Origin of the sequence: Chryseobacterium sp. Tr-659, assembly GCF_011752975.1 — a bacterium.
GTDB lineage: Bacteria > Bacteroidota > Bacteroidia > Flavobacteriales > Weeksellaceae > Chryseobacterium.
The window spans coordinates 25,397-43,852 of sequence record NZ_VWWP01000005.1 but is presented as its reverse complement, the minus strand read 5'-3'; the positions used below and the strand labels follow the sequence as shown (position 1 = coordinate 43,852).

Below are 18,456 nucleotides of genomic sequence, written 5' to 3'. Positions count from 1 at the left end.
TAAAAGATAAAAAACTCTTTTATTTTTTTATTACGTTTGATAAAGATCATCTTTTGAATGTTCAAAATGATCAGATAACAGGACTTCGTGAAGTCTTACTGCTTTTCCGCAAATCTGAAGGCCTGGACTGGGTAAATTCATGAAAAGTATCACTAAAAGCACTGATGGAACTATATCCTACGTCATCAGCAATTTCATTGATGGGTTTGTCTGTATTTAAAAGCAACTCAATGGCTTTGATGATTCTCAATGTTTTTAAGTATTGCAGAAAAGAGATATCCATATCAGTTTTGAAAAGACGGGACATAGAACGTTCACTCAATCCAAATCTGCTGCTTACATTGGCCAGAGTATGCTTTTCCCCGATATTCCATTCCAGATACGAAACAATTTTTTTCATCTGTTTGTTGTGGGTAGAAGGAAGAATGATAGGTAATGGCTGCTTGTGGGTTTTGGGAAGAATCTTCTTCAAAGCAATTAAAAATTCAAAATTCTCATCTTTTTCCGTAACATGTTTTTCATCCCAGATTTCTGTATACTTGATCATCTGGATCAGAAGTTCAGAAGCAGGATAAATTCCAAGTCTTCCGTAGAAAGGGTCTGCAGAATCATCATAAGCGTAAAAATAAAGTGACCGTAATACAGTTGCTGTATGGCCGATTTCAAGAATATGCTCCATTCCCTGAGGAATCCAGAAGAAATGTCTGGCCGGAACCACATAAGTCCTGTTATTAATTGTGATATAAGCAATTCCTCCTTCCACATAGCTCAGCTGGCCTTTTGTATGCTTGTGAAAAGGAATCAGTTTTTCTGACTTTTCGTGCATGATGAATACACTTTTTTCGTATTTATCGATATCCGGAAGTGCTGCAATTAGTCCCATGAAAAAGTAGAAAACAGTTTTAAAATACAAATATAATCAATTGGCCGGAATCATGTAAAAGTTGACTATTTTAGGTAAAAATAATTTCAGGATTGCCAATACATTTGCATTGCAATAATTCGAAAAATTCAGATGAAAATTTATCTCACCGGACTGTTGATGCTGGGCACTTTCTACACTGTATCAGCCCAAGCAGGCAGTTCACGGAATGACACCATCCGGCTTTCTTTAAAAGACGCGTGGCAAAAAGCTGAAGAGAACAGCCGTCATATTAAAATCAACACCATCAATGTAGACATTGCGGAAGCTGAAGTAAAAGATGCTAAAAATGAAAGGCTTCCGGAAATAGGAATTAAAGGTTCAATAGAAAAAGCTTCCAACATTCCCATCTATGAAAACGGAATTTTTTCCAAACCTACCCAACATGAAGTGATCCACACTCTTTACAGAGCCGGAGCTGATTTTTATCTGAATATTTACAACGGAAACAAACTGAATCTTAAGATCAGAGAAAACCAGACTCTTCAAAAAATCAGGAATATTCAGAAAGAGCAGGCCGTTTCCGATATTCATTACAAAACATCAGCATTATATCTTGAGTTACAGAAAACCTTAATCTTCAGAGATCTGATTAAGCAGGATATAGCAGACCAAAAAGTACAGCTTAAAGAAATACAGGCTCTTTATAAAAACGGAGTGGTATTGAAGAGTGATGTGCTGAGAATAGAACTTGAACTTTCCAGACGAAAAATGACATGGGTAACTATTGAAAACGATATTCTCATTGCTATGCAGAAACTGAATATTATTCTGGGAATTCCCGATGAACAAGTGGTTATTCCTGAATCTCCTTCAAGCCAATGGAATGAAAATACAACGTATACAGAATATCTGAAACTGGCATTGGAACATTCTTTTGATTATCATGTCTCTGAGCAGCAGACGGAATTGAGTAAAATCAAGCTTAAACAGATAAAAGCGAATGTAAATCCTAAAATAGGTTTGTATGGAGAATTTTATTACGCTAACCCGCAGATATTTCTTTATCCATATAATCCTTATTGGTACTCACTCGGAATTGTAGGATTAAAAGCATCCTTTTCCATATCGTCTCTTTATCACAATACTCAAAAAGTAAAAGCAGCGAATCTTGAATTTGAAAAAGAGGAAGAAATACATAAAGATACTGAAGATAAGGTAAGACAGCAGGTAAAAGAAGCCTATCTGCGTTATCAGGAAGCCCTTGAGCAGATAAAAGTAGCCGAAAACAATGTGGCTCAGGCAAAAGAAAATGCACGTATTATCAAAAATACATATTTCAATCAGACTTCTCTTATAACAGAGCTTCTGGATGCAGATATACAACTTCTTCAGACAAAATTTGAATTGGAAGCTGCGAAGATCATGGCTCAAAACAGTTATTATTTATTGCAAAATATCACAGGTACTCTATAAATACAATGAAAAAAAAATACACCCCTACAGACAGGGTAATTACCAAAGTTACAGGATGGGTTTCCGTCTTAATCGTTGCTGCGCTTGCAGTTTGGGGCTTTTTTACCCTTAAAAATTATTACAAATACGAACAGACTAATGATGCACAGGTTCAGGAATATCTAAACCCGGTTATTTCAAGGGCAGGAGGGTTTATTGTAGCTGTGAAGTTTGAAGAAAACCAAGAAGTGAAAAAAGGAGATACTCTTTTACTTATTGATAATCGTGAATATGTTCTTCAGCAGAAACAAACTCAGGCTGCACTTCAAAAGGCCCGCGCTGAGCTGAAAGTACTGGAAAGTAATACCGGTACCACAGAAAAAGAAGCAGAATCTGCTCAGGCTCAGGTAGCCGCTAACAAAGCAAAAGTATGGAAACAACAGCTGGATTATAACAGATATCAGAAATTATATGAAGAAGAATCTGCTACCAGACAAAGATTGGAAGATGTAAAAGCAACACTGGACGTGAATGAAAGTGAATATAAATCATCTCAGGACAACTATGCTGCCTCCGTGTCCAAAATCAATGATATTCAGGCTGAAAAAACAGTAATCCGCGCAGAAATTACAAGATTGGAAGCTTTATTGGACCGTCATAAACTGGATGTAAGCTATACGGCTGTTACCGCACCATATGACGGAAGAATGGGAAGAAGAACCGTAGAGGCCGGGCAGATGATTGATGCCGGGGAAACACTTGCTTTTATTGTCAACAATGAGACCGATAAATGGGTAGTGGCGAATTATAAGGAAACACAGATCAAAGATATGCACATCGGAGATCATGTGAAAATAGTGGCAGATTCTTATCCTGACAGAGAATTCCAGGGTACAATTATTTCACTATCGCCGGCAACCGGTTCAAGTTTTTCTCTGTTGCCGCCTGATAATTCTACCGGAAACTATGTGAAAATTGTACAGCGTATTCCTGTAAGAATAAGATTAGATGGCAAAAGAAAAGATATTGATGTCCTTAAATTAGGGATGAATGTGAATGTTTATGCGGATAAAAAGCACTCCAATGGCTAAAAGAAAGATGCCGTTTTTTAAAAGATGGGTTCCTGAATGGCTGGTCAAAATCATTCTTTTTTCCATGACACTTCCCGGGATCATTATATTTTTTCTCCCGTTGACGAATATCAATGCTGCGGCAGGATATTACGGGAGCGAACCGGCAGATATTCAATTTTCAGTGGCTTTATTCTACGCCGGATATGTTGGATTCTATTGTTTGGAAAGGAGATTTTTCAGTTTTCTGGCAGCGAAGGAGTATTTTCTTTTGTTTACAGCATTACAGATCGCAGCCTGCCTGATCTGCTACTTTACCCGTGAGATTTACATTCTTTTTCCGGTTCGCTTTATTCAGGGAATGCTGTTTGCCGGGAATGTCAACCTTTCATTGACTTTGATTTTTACAAGGCTGAGCAGTGAAAGAGGAAGAGAAATCAGCTTTTCTGTTTTTTTCGGAATTCTGATTTGCGCACTGCCGTTTAATAACCTGATTACTGCAGAGTTGATAGACTCTTATAATTTTAATATCGTCTACAAAACGGCGATCTTTTCTTATCTGCCGGGACTTATTTTTCTGACTATTGCAATGAGCAATTACAGGACACACGCAAGATTCCATCTCTATAAGCTGGATTGGCAGAGCTTTGCTGTCTTCAGCACAATGCTTGTGCTTATCGGGTATATCATGATTTTCGGCCAGGAATATTATTGGCTGGAAGACAACAGAATTTTGGGAAGTGTAATAGGAATTATAGTTCTGGGAGGGCTATCCATATTTCGTCAGAGTTCCATTAAAAGACCATATATTGATCTGCGGGTATTCAGGTACCGGAATTTCAAAATAGGATTGTTGATTCTATTCATCATGTATATCTGCCGTTTTGCATCAGGAATTACAAATGCTTATTTTGCAACAGAGCTGCATCTGGATCCGTTTTATATTTCTTACATTAATATTTTTAATATTTCAGGGCTTGTTGCTGGGGTAATTATCGCATGCTGTATGGTTTTGCAGAAGAAGAAGATCCAATACATTTGGGGACCCGGGTTTTTAATGCTGCTGCTGTTTCATGGTTTAATGTACTATTCTTTTGATATTCAGGCTGATGAATTTAATTATTACATTCCTTTATTTCTTCAGGGATTAGGGGTAGGGCTCATTATGGTTCCGACTATTATTTTTATCATTTCATCGGTCCCAGCTTCTATTGGGCCTTCTGCGGCAGCTGTTGCTCTGGCTGTAAGGTATTTTGGGTTCTGTATTAGTATTGCATTGATTAATTTCTTTGAACTCTTTGAGAAAAGCCGTCACTACAATGCTTTTCAGGATCATCTTAGTGCAGTAGATCCGGCTGTAAAAAGCTTTCTTCATCAACAGACTATTAAGCTTAGCCGAAAAGGAATGCCGGAAGATCTGGCAGTAAAAGCCTCCAATAAATTGTTGGTAAGTAGAATGAATATTCAGGATCATGTGCGTTTTGCGATGGACTATTACGAAATAATGACATGGCTGCTTACCGCTTCATTACTGCTGATTATTCTTTTCCCATATCTGAACCGTACGGTTCTTTATTTAAAATCCCGCAGGTTATCTCCTGCATAAAATTGAAAAAGTATAGCTTAGCTAGCTTGTTTTTTATAGTAGAGTGGTTCGGGACTGTCTTATAGGCAGTCCCTTTTGTTGTCTTGCTTTTTTAAATAAAATCAGGGCTGAATCGTAAAGGGCTTCGTCTTTAGTAAAAAAACATTAAACGTAATTAATTTATAAACAGGTGTTTAATTGTTTTTTGATTTTTTTTGTAATAAAAAGGTCTCAAAAAACTTGTATTTAAAGGAGATTTTCCTATTTTTGCAGTCCCTTAAACAAAGGGATTTACTTAAAAAAGTAAGTGGCCGACTCGGTAGCTCAGCTGGTAGAGCAATACACTTTTAATGTATGGGTCCTGGGTTCGAATCCCAGCCGGGTCACTAAAAATAATTGACAGTATTTTATCTGTGATTTTTTTATAAAAAGATTAAAACGGATTTGGTTTTAATATCAAAGAATGACCGACTCGGTAGCTCAGCTGGTAGAGCAATACACTTTTAATGTATGGGTCCTGGGTTCGAATCCCAGCCGGGTCACAAAAATAATTACAGTATTTTATCTGTAATTTTGAAAAATAAACCATTAAAGCTTATTAAGTTTTACTATCAAAAAATGGCCGACTCGGTAGCTCAGCTGGTAGAGCAATACACTTTTAATGTATGGGTCCTGGGTTCGAATCCCAGCCGGGTCACAAAAAAAGAATCACTGAATTTCAGTGATTCTTTTTTATTTTGGAATGTAAAGTTGACCTGCTTTGTTTATTTGTCCGGATCAATATCAGAAGCTGTTGGTTAAACAAAAAAAATAAGCTAGATTATATTCTGCCAATACAAAAAGTATATATATCTTAATCTTTTACCAGGTCCATTTTTATTATTAGTTTATTCAATGTATTTCATTATGGTATTTCCGGAACTGTCTCTTGATATATCTTTAAATCCTGCTTTTTTATATAAATAATGAGCTTTATCATTACCAGGAGTTACTTCCAAATGAATTTCAATGCCATTAAACCGTTCATGAGCTTTAGTAATAACATTAAGCAGCAGTTCCAACCCTATTTTCTTTCCCTGAAATTCCTGTTTTACATACATCTGATAAATATTTCCGATATTTCTTTCATCCTTAATAAAAGTACAGATACCGATAAGCTGCTTATTCATAAAAGCTCCCAATACAAATCTTTCCGGTATTTGAGATTCAATATCGCTTTCAGTTCTGAATTTTTCAATCTTCACTGCTTCCTGATAATTTGCTCCGAAAGCCCTCGGGAACTTTTCCAGACTTTCCAGCCGGATCGCACGATAAATTTTACTTTCCTCAGGTAAGAGCAGGCGGTAATTTACGTTCATGGTTGTTTAAAATAATGATTATACAGTTGCAAATATCCATATAGTTTGGGACTTAATCTGTGGTAAACACTAAGAAAAAGCAAAAGAGGACAGGTGTTTTTAAACTTATACTGACATTTGTAACAAATTTCATTTCATGTAGTCTTATTATAAAAAAAGATTTTATATAAAAGTTTGTATAAATGAAGCATGCAATAAAAACCCATCTTTTTTGAGAAAAAAAACGATTTATTTGAATATTATATTTTTATAAATTACAACGTTTTTTCCGTATAGAGATGATAATTTATGTATATTTATAACGCAGATAGGGGAAAATACTAACATAACAGTGGAAATATTGCCGGGATACTCTGATCATTATGAATAGGTAGGTATAGGGAATAGATCGCTGTGAGGAAAATTAAATTCGATCATTATTAAAAATAATTATACATATTCAAAAAGCATATGTAGAATGCTGATTTATACGATTGGTATTGGTTTATGCTTATTAATTAATTCGTGTCAAAAAGAAACACAGGATAAAGAGCGGGAGAATTTTGATTATTCATTACTGACTCAAAGCTCAGAACTTCAGCTTTCCGGTAAATATGAAGCACTTATCCGTCTTAATATAAAGTATTTAAAAAAGGCAGGTAAGATGAAATATGAAGCAGGGAAAGGACTTTGCTATCTTAATATGGCTGGAGTAAATGTCTCGGCCGGTAATTATGAAAAGGCTCATTTTTTCTTCAATAAAGCAGAAAAAGATCTTGGGAACTCTGGAAATGCCTACCATAAGGCAGCATTCTATGATGACTACGGCCAGTATTATTCTCATCTTAAGCTTTATGATAAGGCTATAGACTGTAATAACAAAGCATTTCAATATTTAAAAGAGGCTAAGAAGACAGAGCTAAGTACAAAGCTTCTTCCAAGGCTATATGTGAATAAAGGGATTTATTACGCCTGGAAAGGCTGGTTCGGGACTTCTCTAAAGAGTTTTACGAAAGGTAATATGCTGGAAAATTCGGCTTATACCAACTGTATGGTTGCTCAGTATTATTTGTTTGTACATCAACCAGATTCTGCCGGAATATATATTGCCAGGGCAGATGAAAAAATGCTGAGCCAGAAAACCTCTGATGTGGAGTCTCTTTGGGTTTATTTTACAATGGGATATTATTACAATGAAGTCAATAAGAATGAGGAAGCTGAGAAGGCACTTAAAAAAGCATTAGAGATCAATATTAAAACAAGACGAACTTATTCATCTCATATAAAAGAGGTTTATAAAGCTCTTGCCGAATTGTATAAAAAGAAAAATAACGGTGGTAAAGCGTATTTCTATCTGAAAAAATACATGGAAGAGGAAGGACGATTTGATACAGCAAGATTTATCGCAATGAATAAGGCCACGGAAGATTTTATTTCTGAGACGAAAAAAGAATCGGATTGGCATAAAAATGATCTTCCTTTATTTATTGCTATGTCTATAACAGTTCTTACACTTTCAGGGGTGTATGTACGGAAAATTATAGGAAGGCAGAAGATGAAAAAGAAATCATTAAAGGAAGAAACTGACAAGCTGAAAAGCCATGTTCATACCAGACAATTGAAAGAAGTTATAGAACTCGCTAAGCGGAATGATTCTTCTTTTTTGTTGAAGTTCAGGGAGCTATTCCCGGAGTTTATCAGCGCACTGTTAAAGATTAATCCTGATCTGGAAAATTCAGAACTGACTTTTTGCGCGATGTTGAAGTTACGCTTTTCCTCTAAAGAAATTGCGGATTACACTTTTGTACAGCACAGATCTGTTCAGCAGAAAAAATACAGGATCAGAAAAAGACTAAATATCGCTGGAGAAACAGATATTTACGAATTTTTTGAAAATATAAAATAATAAAAACAAATACCATCACAATAAAACCATATGAATTCTGTTTTTAAGAAGAATTTAATATCATTTCACCTTAGATTGATATTTTGAAAATTTAAAAATATAATTCTACTAATGCGTGGGAATCAATGAGTAATTATGAATAAAATCTAGCTAAAATAGAGAAATATATGATACGTATCTTTCTTTTTGCGATACTTATTGTCCTGGTTTCTTGTCATTCTCATACTCAGGAAGAGCATGAAAAGGACTTTGATGTTTCTTTATTAAAGCAAAACGAACAGTTCAGACTTTCCGGTGAGTATGATTTGCTGGTTAATCTCAATAAAAAATACTACCAACAGGCAGATAAAATGGGTTATGAAGATGGAAAAGCCCTATGTTACATTAATCTCGCTGAATTAAACATTTCACTGGAAAATTACCGAAAATCACAAATTCTTTTCGATAATGCAAAAGAAATTCTAGACAAATCAGAAAATAACCTTCATAAAGCAAGATTTTATAATGTTTACGGACGTTTCAATATGGAACTCCGTAGACTTGATAAAGCTTTTAAATATAACAACGAGGCCATGAGCTGTATACAGAAAAGCGGTGCATCTGATCTCAAAAATGATCTCCTTTTTAGTATTTATCTCAGACAGGGCGTTTATTTTATTGGAAAAAAGCAATATATGAAAGCACTGGAGTATTTTCAAAAAGCAAAAAAGCTGGATGATACCGGGCTTGCAGAGTGCGCCATCAGCGATTATGTTTATATGCATAGAAATATGGATTCTGCTTATAAATACATTACAATTGCCTATAACAAAGCTAATAGAAAAAATAAGGAGGATGGAATAGCTCTGTATGCGAATACCATTATGGGAGAATATTATCTTGCTGATAAAAAATACGATAAAGCAGAAGAATCCTTAAAAAAGGCTTTGAAAATAAATGAAAAAACAAAACGTATCTATGCGTATTATGGAAAATATATTTATAATGACCTGAGATCATTATATGAAAAGACAGGAGATAAAGAAAAAGCCTATTTTTATCTGAAAGCATATACAGATGCTTACTATAAAACCAATACATCCTTACTGGCAACAATCAATCAGGATATGGAAGCCTTTATTATGGACGCTAAGAAAGACTCCGAAAGACATGATGCCAACGTGCGATGGATCATCTTATTATCTTTTGCCGGGCTTTCATTGCTGGGAGTATATTCATGGAGGATTATCAGTGTATTGAAAAAGAGAAAAGAAGTTCTCAGAAAAGAGGCTGAAAATCTGAAAATACGAATGAACGATAATAAACAGGAAGAACTCATGGAACTCGGAAGAAATAATGATCCTGAATTTTTGGATCGTTTTAAAGAAACTAACCCGGAATTCATAGCCGGCCTTTTAGCAGTTAATCCCAGTCTTGAAAGCTCAGAACTGGCTTTTTGTGCTATGCTGAAATTACATTTTACTTCTAAAGAAATTGCAAGCTATACTATGGTTCAGCATAGAAGTGTTCAGCAGAAAAAATACAGAATAAGAAAAAAGCTGAACATTCCCGGGGAACAGGATATTTATGATTTTTTTGATAATTTAAAATGATTTTTTTTAAAAAAAACCTGAAAATATTTATTCTTCTGCCTTTTTTGCAGATTATTTTGTGGTCATGCGGCCAAGATCCTACAATATTTGAAAAAGAATTTGATACACCTTTAATGAATCAGAATGAAAAATTCAGATTCTCGGGTGATTACGATGCTCTGGTCAACCTAAATAAAAGCTATTATAAACGAGCTGAGAGAATAGGATATAAGGAAGGGAAGGCATTGTGCTATATTAATTTAGCCCAGCTTAATATGTCTTTGGAAAATTTTCAGAAAGCACAGGTTCTTTTAGATAATGCCGAAGAAATCCTTAGATACTCTGAAAATAATATTCATAAAGCAATATTTTATAATATTTACAGCCGCTTTAATGCTGAATTAAGACGAAATGATAAAGCTTTCGAATATAATAATAAAGCGTTGAGCAGTATTATGAAAGCCAAACATTCAGAATTAAAAAATAAAATCCTTTTTTACATCTATTTGAGGCGGGGAGAATTCTATGTCGGGAAAAAGCAAAATACAGCCTTGAAATACTTTCAGAAAGCCGATAAACTTGATAAAACAGGACTTGCAGACTGCGCAATTAGTGACTATATCTATGTGCAAAAGAATAAAGACTCAGCTTATAAATATATTTCACGGGCATATGCTAAGATGAGGGCGGAAAAAAGAAATGACGCCATAGCACTTAATATCTATACAATTCTCGGAGAATATTTTCTTTTTAACAATCAATATGACCATGCAGAGAAAGCTTTTCAGAAAGCTCTGGAAATAGATAAAAGAACCAGCCGTATTTTTGCAAATTATACCAAATATATTTATAATGATTTAAGGACATTATACGAGAAAAAAGGAGACAAAGAAAAAGCTTATACTTATCTGCAAGCTTATACACTAGCAAAAAACAGAACCAATACTTCTTTATTGGCAACAATCAATCAGGATATGGAATCTTTTATCGATGAAACGGTACAGGATTCTGAAAAGAGAAGCCGTCATATACGTTGGATTGTTTTCTTTTCTTTCATAGGCTTAGCTTTGCTGGGGATATATACCTGGAGAATAATACTTCAGTTACGAAAAAGAAAGTCAGCCCTTGCAATAGAAGCAGAAATGCTTAAAAACCGGATGAATGATAATAAGCAGGAAGAGCTCATGGAACTTGTCAGAAAAAATGATGCGGAATTTCTTCAACATTTTAAAGAAGTATACCCGGATTTCATCAAAAAGCTTTTGGCCATTAATCCTGATCTTGAAAATTCTGAACTGAGCTTTTGTGCCATGTTGAAGCTGCATTTTACGTCCAAAGAAATCGCTGCTTTTACTCTTATTCAACATAGAACGGTTCAGCAGAAAAAATACAGAATCAGGAAAAGATTAAATATCCCCACCGAAACAGATATTTATCATTTCTTTGATGTGTTGAAATAAATCCAAAAAAAAACTGTCTGATTCATCAGGTCAGACAGCATTCGAAATATTCTCTTTTCACCACTCGTATTTTCTTAGTGGTCTCTTGGGTCAAATTTGAAAATTTTTGACGAGAAGAAGAAAAAAAACTATACTACACGAATACTACATCTTTGATTTTTGTTTTTAAATACCTGATAATTAATTAATTGTATTTTGTGTTGGTTTTCCTTACAAATTTGAATAAATCCGAGATGATCACTACATCATGCATCCATTTTTAAATACTCATTCTTAATAATTACCTCTTATTAAGAGTTTTATATGTGATATTTTCACTGCTGTTTTCTTATTTTGAGATGTTTTGAGAAGGTTTGAGTCCTATTCTTTTATTAAGACTTAATGATTGTAAAAAATAAACTTTAAAGATGGTTATAATGTGTAATTTTCTGATAATTAGGTTTTTATGTAAAATGCTGTATCTGTGTAGTAGGGGTGTTTTTTTATTTTTTGAATTTAAAATATAGATTTGTCAAAGGCTTGAGATATAAAATATTCATATAAGTAGCTATTTGTTTGATTAATTTATTTAATAAGGTGGTTGTTTTTGTGTAATTAATAACAAAAAACGCTAAATCGCTTTACTATTATGAATTGATTTTTTGTAACGCCAGCCTGAAATAAAACCTTAAAAATCTATGAAAAAAAGAATTTTATTCGTTTGCGCATTGGCATCCTGTTGTACAGGTTTACAAGCGCAGAGATGGGAAGCCGTCTCACAAAGAACTTCACAGATCAGAAAAGATGTGGAAGTACAAAGATCTTACAGAGTTGATCTGCAATCACTGAGAGAGTTGCTTAAGAATGCTGAAGAAACAGGGAAAAATGCAAAGCCTGTTATTATTTCTTTGCCTACTGCTGAAGGAAAGATTGAAAAATTTGCAGTTTATAGTAATCCTGTAATGGATAAGTCGCTGGTTGAGAAGTATCAGTTAGGATCCTATATGGGAATAGGTGTAGACGATCCTTCCAAGTATTTAAGATTCAGCACCTCTCCTAATGATATGCAGTCGATGATCATCAAAGATGGAAAATTCCAGTTTATAGAACCTATTACGACAGATAGACAAACTTATGGGGTTTTCTATAAGACTAAAGATACTGGTGAGCATGGCTTTACATGCGAAACAGATGAATTTCATGCTAAGGATGTTAATAGATTGGTTGAAAATGGTAAAAAGATGCTTTCCGGAGTGGGTGTCACAAAAAGGCCTACCAACACACGATACAGAGACTTTAGAATGGCATTGTCTGTTACCGGAGAATACAGCCAGTACCAATTAACAGCAGCAGGAACTCCCAATACGGCAACTGATGATGTAAAAAAAGGAGTTGTTTTAGCTGCAATGAATAATACTATGACAAGGATAAATGGTGTTTTTGAGCGGGATTTCGGTGCTCACTTAACGGTTCAGAATTTTCCACAGATTATTTACCTTGATTCAGCAGCAGACCCTTATACCAATAATTTAAACCTCCAGTTACAGCAAACCCTTACTTCTCAGGTTGGAAATGGCAATTATGATATTGGGCATGTTTTTAATCAGAATGCAGAAAGAAGTGGTAATGCCGGAGGAATAGGAATTGTTTGTACTGATCCAGCTAATAATAATGATATACAAAAAGGATCTGCTTATACCCAAGGTCCTGTTCCTGTAGGTGAAGTTTTTGATTTCACAGCCGCTCACGAAATGGGGCATCAGCTAGGAGCTAACCATACATTTTCAAATACTTCAGTAACAGATGCTCTGCAGGGGGCTAATGTAGAACCCGGAGGCGGAACAACTATTATGGGATATGCAGGAATTACTTATGACAATGTTCAGGCAAATGCGGACGGGTATTTCCATTACAAATCTATTGATCAGGTATTAACCAATCTTGAAGGTAAACCCGATTGTGGAGCATCTCAAAATATTAACAACAATACAGCTCCTGCAATCAATCCGCTAACAGCTTATAATATTCCTAAAGGAACAGCATACTATCTTGAAGCTTCTGCTGCAGATGCAGAAAATGATCCGGTAAATTATACTTGGGAACAGAATGACAGTACAGATGATTTTTCTACAATTTCAGGAGATAGCGGATGGGGATACAATCCTAAAGGAGCCTTAACGAGATCAGTTCCTGGAACACCAAGCGGGAAAAGATACTTTCCTAAACTGGAAACTGTAATGAACGGAACACTTACCAATAAGCAAGGCTGGGAGACTGTATCTTACATTCCAAGAGTCTTAAATTATGCGGTAACAGTAAGAGACCAGAATCCGCAGCGTCCTATGGTTTCCAGTTCCACAACTACTGTTACAGTTGGAAATGATGGACCTTTTAAATTCAATGGGCTTACCACTTCTTCTGTATTGTATAATGATGCTGCCAATACCATATATTGGGATGTTGCCAATACAAATGCAGCACCTTACAACGTAGCCAATGTAAAAATAGACTATACTACAGATAACGGAGCAACATGGATAGATCTTGCTGCTACAGCTCCTAACACGGGAAGTTTCAGTGTACAAATGCCTTCTAATTTAAGTGGTGCTGCTAAATTGAGAGTATCAGCCATAAACAATATATTTTATGCTGTGTCTCCGGCCGTTACGGTAGGAGCTGCTCCTACCTCTCCAATAGCCTCTCCAACAGGTGTTTCTACTATAGATACTGAGGTTTTCAAAACCACAGCAAGAGTATCTTGGAATAGTGTTCCGGGAGCTACTTATTCTGTTAATTATAGAAAAACGGGCACTGTAAACTGGTCTAATGCTGTTAGTCAGGCAAACTCAGTAGTGCTGAATAATTTAGAAGATGAAACGAATTATGAAGTACAGGTAGCTGCTGTAGTCAATTCCGTTCCGGGTGCTTTTTCTGGTAATTATTCATTTAAAACAAAAGGATTAAAAACAGGGATTGATTATTGTATGCTGAATTCCGGCTCACCTTATTTTGCTGCAATTACGGATGTTACAGTAGCTAATTTAGCTTACTCGAATCGTGTGGCAAGATCATATACTGATTTAAGTGAGGATGCTTCTAAAATTATCGAACTTGTTCAGGGAAATTCTTATACCTTAACCCCTGTAGTTGCCAATTTATTGCAGCAGGCAGGTGAGAATGTTTCTGTATGGATTGACTATAACAGAAACGGAATGTTCGAAGCAACAGAGAGAGTAGGAAGTAAATCAGGAACTGCTCCTCAGGGTCTTGTCAATTTTGGCAATATTAATTTTACCGTTCCGGTAACATCATATTCCGGCGACAAGTTGTTAAGAATGAGGGTTGTAGGTAAGTATTCACAAACTGCATTAGATAACGTATGTGGTGAAATACCAAGCCAGGCAGGAGGGATTGTAGATTTTCCAGTGAGAATAACAGCTAGTAATCTGGCTACCCGTGAAATCAAGGATACAAAATCATCAGAAATATCCATCTATCCGAATCCGGCAGATACGTTTGTAGAAGTCAAAAACCTTAAAGGTCAGGCAGATTACAAAATCTACAGTGCAGACGGAAGATTGGTTCAGGAAGGGAAAGTTGAAGGAAGAATCAACGTAGCTTCCTTAGTAAAAGGAATGTATGTAATCACAATAAAAGACGATAAAAACACTTACAACACCAAATTGATTAAGAAATAGCACGGATGAATTTCCCAATCAGGATCTAAGGGAAAGAAAAACGATTTATTTTTCAGAGGGAAAAGGCTGTCTCAGTTTGAGGCAGCCTTTTATATGGTATGAATGCTATGAAGTCAGATGTCCGTTGAAGAAATCCAGCATGGTTGTCAATGAAGTTTCCGAATGCATTCGTTCCCCGTTTTCAAGAGATTCCTGTGTAGCAATTGCAGCTCTTTTACGCATATTGATCTCGTAATCAGAAATGGCATCTTGCAAATCAGTATAGTTATTGCTGGTCAGGCATTCACTCAGTTCCAATGCATCCAGCATCGCCATATTGGCTCCTTCCCCTGCAAAAGGAGGCATAACGTGGGCCGCATCACCTATCAATGTTAGATTAGATTGGGCTTCCCAGGTTTGATCTAAGGGCATATAATAAATCATTCGGGGAATAAAAGAGGGAGTTGCATTCTCAAACAGCTCATCCCAGATATTATTCCACTCCGAATATTCTGTTTTAAACCATTTCAGGATCTGAACATTATCGGAAAAATCAAGACCGCTATTGGCTGCCCAGTTTTCATCTGCTTTAAAACTAGCATAAAAGCCAAGGTCTCCGCTACCTTTCTGACCCAGAAGAATATTTTTTGTATTCCCGAAAGCCATAATCTTTCCACCTTTAATCAATGCATCAATTTTAGGAGCTGCTTCTTTCGAAATATTTCCTTCCAGCATAACCACTCCTGAATAAATAGGTTTGATATTTGTAAGATAAGGACGGATTTTAGAATTAGCCCCGTCACCTGCAACAACGAGATCTGCATAAGCGGATGTTCCGTTTTTGAAATGAAGTACCCAGCCTTCATTTTGAGGTTCCATGGATACAAAATGGCTGTCCCATACCACTGTTTCAGGCAGTAGAGATTCCAGCAGCATATTTCTCAACGGGCCGCGATCTATTTCAGGACGGAAATGTTCATGCCCAAAATCTTCCTCAGGTTTGGTTTCATGATCATTGAAAAGTATTTCTGCCTGTTCATTCATGATCAGGGTTCTGTCTGCACCCGGGCGAAAAGTTTTTTTAAACTCCTCCAGTAGATCCGCTTTGCGTATAGCAGCCAACCCTGAATCTTCGTGCATATCAAGAGGAGAGCCCTGAACCCTCGCATTTTTATTAAAATCTCTTTCATATACTTTTACATCAGCACCTTTAAGCTGTAAAAGTCTTGCCAGTGTAAGTCCGGCTGGACCACCACCAACGATTGCTATTGATTTATTGTCTATCAGCATGTTATTTAAATTTTACCATGCAAATTTATTTTCTTTTCAGTACGGATAATAGTATAAATCGGTCGTTTTTGTTTTTAGACAATTCTTTTGGAGCAACCCCTGAAAATTTCTTTACTTCTTTAATGAAATGATTCTGATCGGTATAATTAAGCTCAGGGAAAAGTCTTCCCTGGGCAATATGTTCAAGGGAAGCCCTGAAACGTAAAATCGTAGAGTAGGCTTTTAATGATAAACCCAATTGTTTTGTGAAATAACGGTTGATCTGTCTGCTGTTCCAACCTGTTTGATCTGAAAGTTCATGAACGCTCATTTCGCCTTTCGAGAGATAAACCAGTTCGAAAAGCTGATGTTTTTTTTGATCTACTTTTTCTGGGATTAATTCTTTTATTTTTTGAACAGCTTTTATACAGCAGATTTCAAAGTCCTGTAAATCATCCACAGTAAAGCCCCAGAAATTATGAGGAAGCTCTTTTCCGGTATTTAATAATTCAGCAATAGAAGTATTTAAAATATATTCAACAGCAATAGGTTTAAAACTGATGACAAATGCTATGGTTTTAGGTGGAATTTCTCTCTGTTCTGCATAAGTTTCCAAGCCGATTAACGTGGCATGGAACGGTTCTGAAGGTGATTGCGAAAAAAAAAGATCAACCCGTCCGTCCGGAATGATAACAACTTCTTTGGGCTCATCGGAAAGATTCTGAAATGTTCCGAGGTGCTCTACAAAATCTGCGATTTCCGGATCAGGTTCGATGAAATTATAATAGAAGTCATTGTCCGTAATTGGATTCATATTTTTCATAATGAAAGGTACAAAAATAACATAAAATAAGATGTTTGCCTGTTGCAGGGTATTAAGAAAAAAGATAAAAATTGTATGGCACTTCCTTAAGGTAAAAGAAAATTAATAAATTTCGGGAATAATAAAAATATGGAGAATATCCATGAAAAGTACTGGCGGTATTTGTATTAATAGATCCGGAATTTTGTAAAAAATATTGTTTTTAATCAAAGTTTAAATTTTTTATAACAAATAATCTGCGAAAAGCTTATTTTTATAGTAATAAAATAAAAATATCCCTCTCATTTTATTTTAGACCATCACATTCATATGAAAAAAAGCAGATATATCCTCTTTATCCTGGTTATATTATTTTCCTGCGGTAAAAAGAAAGTAGAGAAAAAGCAAGAGATCCAAAGTTATCAGGTATTAACACTGGTTCCCAAGGCAGTAACTGTATATAACGATTATCCCGCATCCATACAAGGGCAGAATGTTGTGGAAATAAAGCCTATGGTATCCGGATATCTTCAGGATATTTACGTTCCGGAAGGAGCTATGGTAACAAAAGGGCAATTGTTATTCCGGATTAAGAATCCTCAGTACGAGCAAGATATTATTACGGCAAAAGCTGCTATAAAAATTGCAGAAGCCAATGTAAATGCAGCTCGTATGAATGTAGAAAAAGCCAGACCTCTCGTACAGCAGGAAATCGTCAGTAAATATGAATTGAGTTCAGCGCAATATACCTTGCAGTCTCAGGAAGCAGCTTTGTCACAGGCGAAAGCTACTCTTGCGAATGCTCAGACCAATCAGGGATATACTTATATTCGAAGCCCTCAAAGTGGTACAATTGGCCTTATTCCTTATAAAATAGGAGCTTTAGTAAGCAGTACCACAACAGATCCGTTAACCACACTTTCCAATACTACCAATATATTTGCCTATTTCTCGCTCAGTGAAAAACAGTTACTGGCTTTTATGAATAGTATGAAAGGGAATACTACTGCAGAAAAACTTAATAACATGCCGCTTATCTCGCTGGTATTGGCGGATGGTACTATTTATCCTGAAAAAGGTAAAATGGAAACAGCGAGCGGAGGAATTGACAGCAGTACAGGCACAGCAACCTTTAAGGTGATATATAATAACAAGCTGGGAATGATTCAGAATGGGGCGAGTGCTACGGTAAGAATACCTGTTAATCTGGATAATGCCTTATTGGTTCCTCAAACGGCTGTCTATCAGATGCAGGATAAATCATTTGTCTATAAAGTAATGAATGGAAATCGTGTAATGAGCGAAGCGGTAGTAACATCTCCTACAGATGACGGTAATTTTGTAGTTATAAAAAGTGGAATTAAAGCAGGTGATAAACTTGTTCTTAATGGACTTAACATCAGTGACAGCACCATAATTAAACCTATGCCTGCCAATACAGCTGAAATATACCGTTCTATGAAATCTAAATCTAACTGATAGC

Annotated in this window: 12 protein-coding genes and 3 tRNA genes; 11 read left to right on the top strand and 4 right to left on the bottom strand. The window is 35.8% G+C overall.

Annotated elements, in window-relative coordinates; genetic code table 11:
• Nucleotides 1–70: 70 nt before the first annotated feature.
• Nucleotides 71–883, bottom strand: a complete 813-nt coding sequence (locus tag F3J23_RS12345; RefSeq protein WP_167029141.1) for a helix-turn-helix domain-containing protein — start codon at nt 881–883, stop codon at nt 71–73.
• A gap of 132 nt (nt 884–1,015) precedes the next feature.
• On the opposite strand from F3J23_RS12345, the gene F3J23_RS12340 reads away from it, so the two are divergent.
• The 6 genes from F3J23_RS12340 (at nt 1,016) to F3J23_RS12315 (ending at nt 5,669) form a co-directional block, all read left to right on the top strand.
• Entirely contained in the window at nt 1,016–2,338 is a 1,323-nt protein-coding gene (locus F3J23_RS12340) for a TolC family protein (protein WP_167029139.1), read from the top strand.
• Nucleotides 2,339–2,343: 5 nt separating this feature from the next.
• Nucleotides 2,344–3,408, top strand: coding sequence for an HlyD family secretion protein (locus tag F3J23_RS12335; RefSeq protein ID WP_167029135.1), 1,065 nt, complete (start codon nt 2,344–2,346; stop codon nt 3,406–3,408).
• Nucleotides 3,401–4,993 (top strand): beta-carotene 15,15'-monooxygenase, encoded by a 1,593-nt coding sequence (locus F3J23_RS12330; protein WP_167029132.1) that lies wholly within the window; start codon nt 3,401–3,403, stop codon nt 4,991–4,993. Before F3J23_RS12335 ends, F3J23_RS12330 begins: the two co-directional genes overlap by 8 nt.
• 292 nt (nt 4,994–5,285) lie before the next feature.
• Nucleotides 5,286–5,358, top strand: a tRNA-Lys gene (locus tag F3J23_RS12325).
• A gap of 83 nt (nt 5,359–5,441) precedes the next feature.
• Nucleotides 5,442–5,514 (top strand) — tRNA-Lys (locus F3J23_RS12320).
• An 82-nt stretch (nt 5,515–5,596) separates the two neighbouring features.
• Nucleotides 5,597–5,669, top strand: a tRNA-Lys gene (locus F3J23_RS12315).
• A gap of 190 nt (nt 5,670–5,859) precedes the next feature.
• On the opposite strand, the gene F3J23_RS12310 is transcribed toward F3J23_RS12315, so the two are convergent.
• Nucleotides 5,860–6,330 (bottom strand): GNAT family N-acetyltransferase, encoded by a 471-nt coding sequence (locus F3J23_RS12310; protein ID WP_167029129.1) that lies wholly within the window; start codon nt 6,328–6,330, stop codon nt 5,860–5,862.
• A gap of 457 nt (nt 6,331–6,787) precedes the next feature.
• On the opposite strand from F3J23_RS12310, the gene F3J23_RS12305 reads away from it, so the two are divergent.
• From F3J23_RS12305 to F3J23_RS12290, 4 genes are all read left to right on the top strand, one after another.
• Nucleotides 6,788–8,215, top strand: coding sequence for a tetratricopeptide repeat protein (locus tag F3J23_RS12305; protein WP_167029126.1), 1,428 nt, complete (start codon nt 6,788–6,790; stop codon nt 8,213–8,215).
• Nucleotides 8,216–8,382: 167 nt separating this feature from the next.
• A complete protein-coding gene (locus tag F3J23_RS12300; RefSeq protein WP_167029123.1) occupies nt 8,383–9,807 on the top strand; it encodes a tetratricopeptide repeat protein in 1,425 nt (474 codons plus the stop codon).
• Nucleotides 9,804–11,246 carry a tetratricopeptide repeat protein gene (locus tag F3J23_RS12295; protein WP_167029120.1) on the top strand — a complete coding sequence of 481 codons (1,443 nt, stop codon included), beginning with the start codon at nt 9,804–9,806 and terminating at the stop codon, nt 11,244–11,246. The genes F3J23_RS12300 and F3J23_RS12295 overlap by 4 nt, the downstream gene beginning before the upstream one ends.
• 677 nt (nt 11,247–11,923) lie before the next feature.
• Complete coding sequence (locus F3J23_RS12290; protein ID WP_167029117.1) at nt 11,924–14,923, top strand: reprolysin-like metallopeptidase; 3,000 nt, start codon at nt 11,924–11,926, stop codon at nt 14,921–14,923.
• Nucleotides 14,924–15,028: 105 nt separating this feature from the next.
• On the opposite strand, the gene F3J23_RS12285 is transcribed toward F3J23_RS12290, so the two are convergent.
• Both F3J23_RS12285 and F3J23_RS12280 read right to left on the bottom strand, forming a co-directional pair.
• Nucleotides 15,029–16,192 (bottom strand): FAD-dependent oxidoreductase, encoded by a 1,164-nt coding sequence (locus F3J23_RS12285; RefSeq protein ID WP_167029114.1) that lies wholly within the window; start codon nt 16,190–16,192, stop codon nt 15,029–15,031.
• Nucleotides 16,193–16,217: 25 nt separating this feature from the next.
• On the bottom strand, nt 16,218–16,985 hold the full coding sequence (locus tag F3J23_RS12280) for a helix-turn-helix domain-containing protein (RefSeq protein WP_167029111.1): 768 nt from the start codon (nt 16,983–16,985) through the stop codon (nt 16,218–16,220).
• Between the two features lie 318 nt (nt 16,986–17,303).
• Here F3J23_RS12280 and F3J23_RS12275 point away from each other — a divergent pair, with 318 nt between their 5' ends.
• Nucleotides 17,304–18,452: an efflux RND transporter periplasmic adaptor subunit gene (locus F3J23_RS12275; RefSeq protein ID WP_167029108.1), complete on the top strand. Its 1,149-nt coding sequence runs from the start codon at nt 17,304–17,306 to the stop codon at nt 18,450–18,452.
• Nucleotides 18,453–18,456 lie beyond the last annotated feature (4 nt).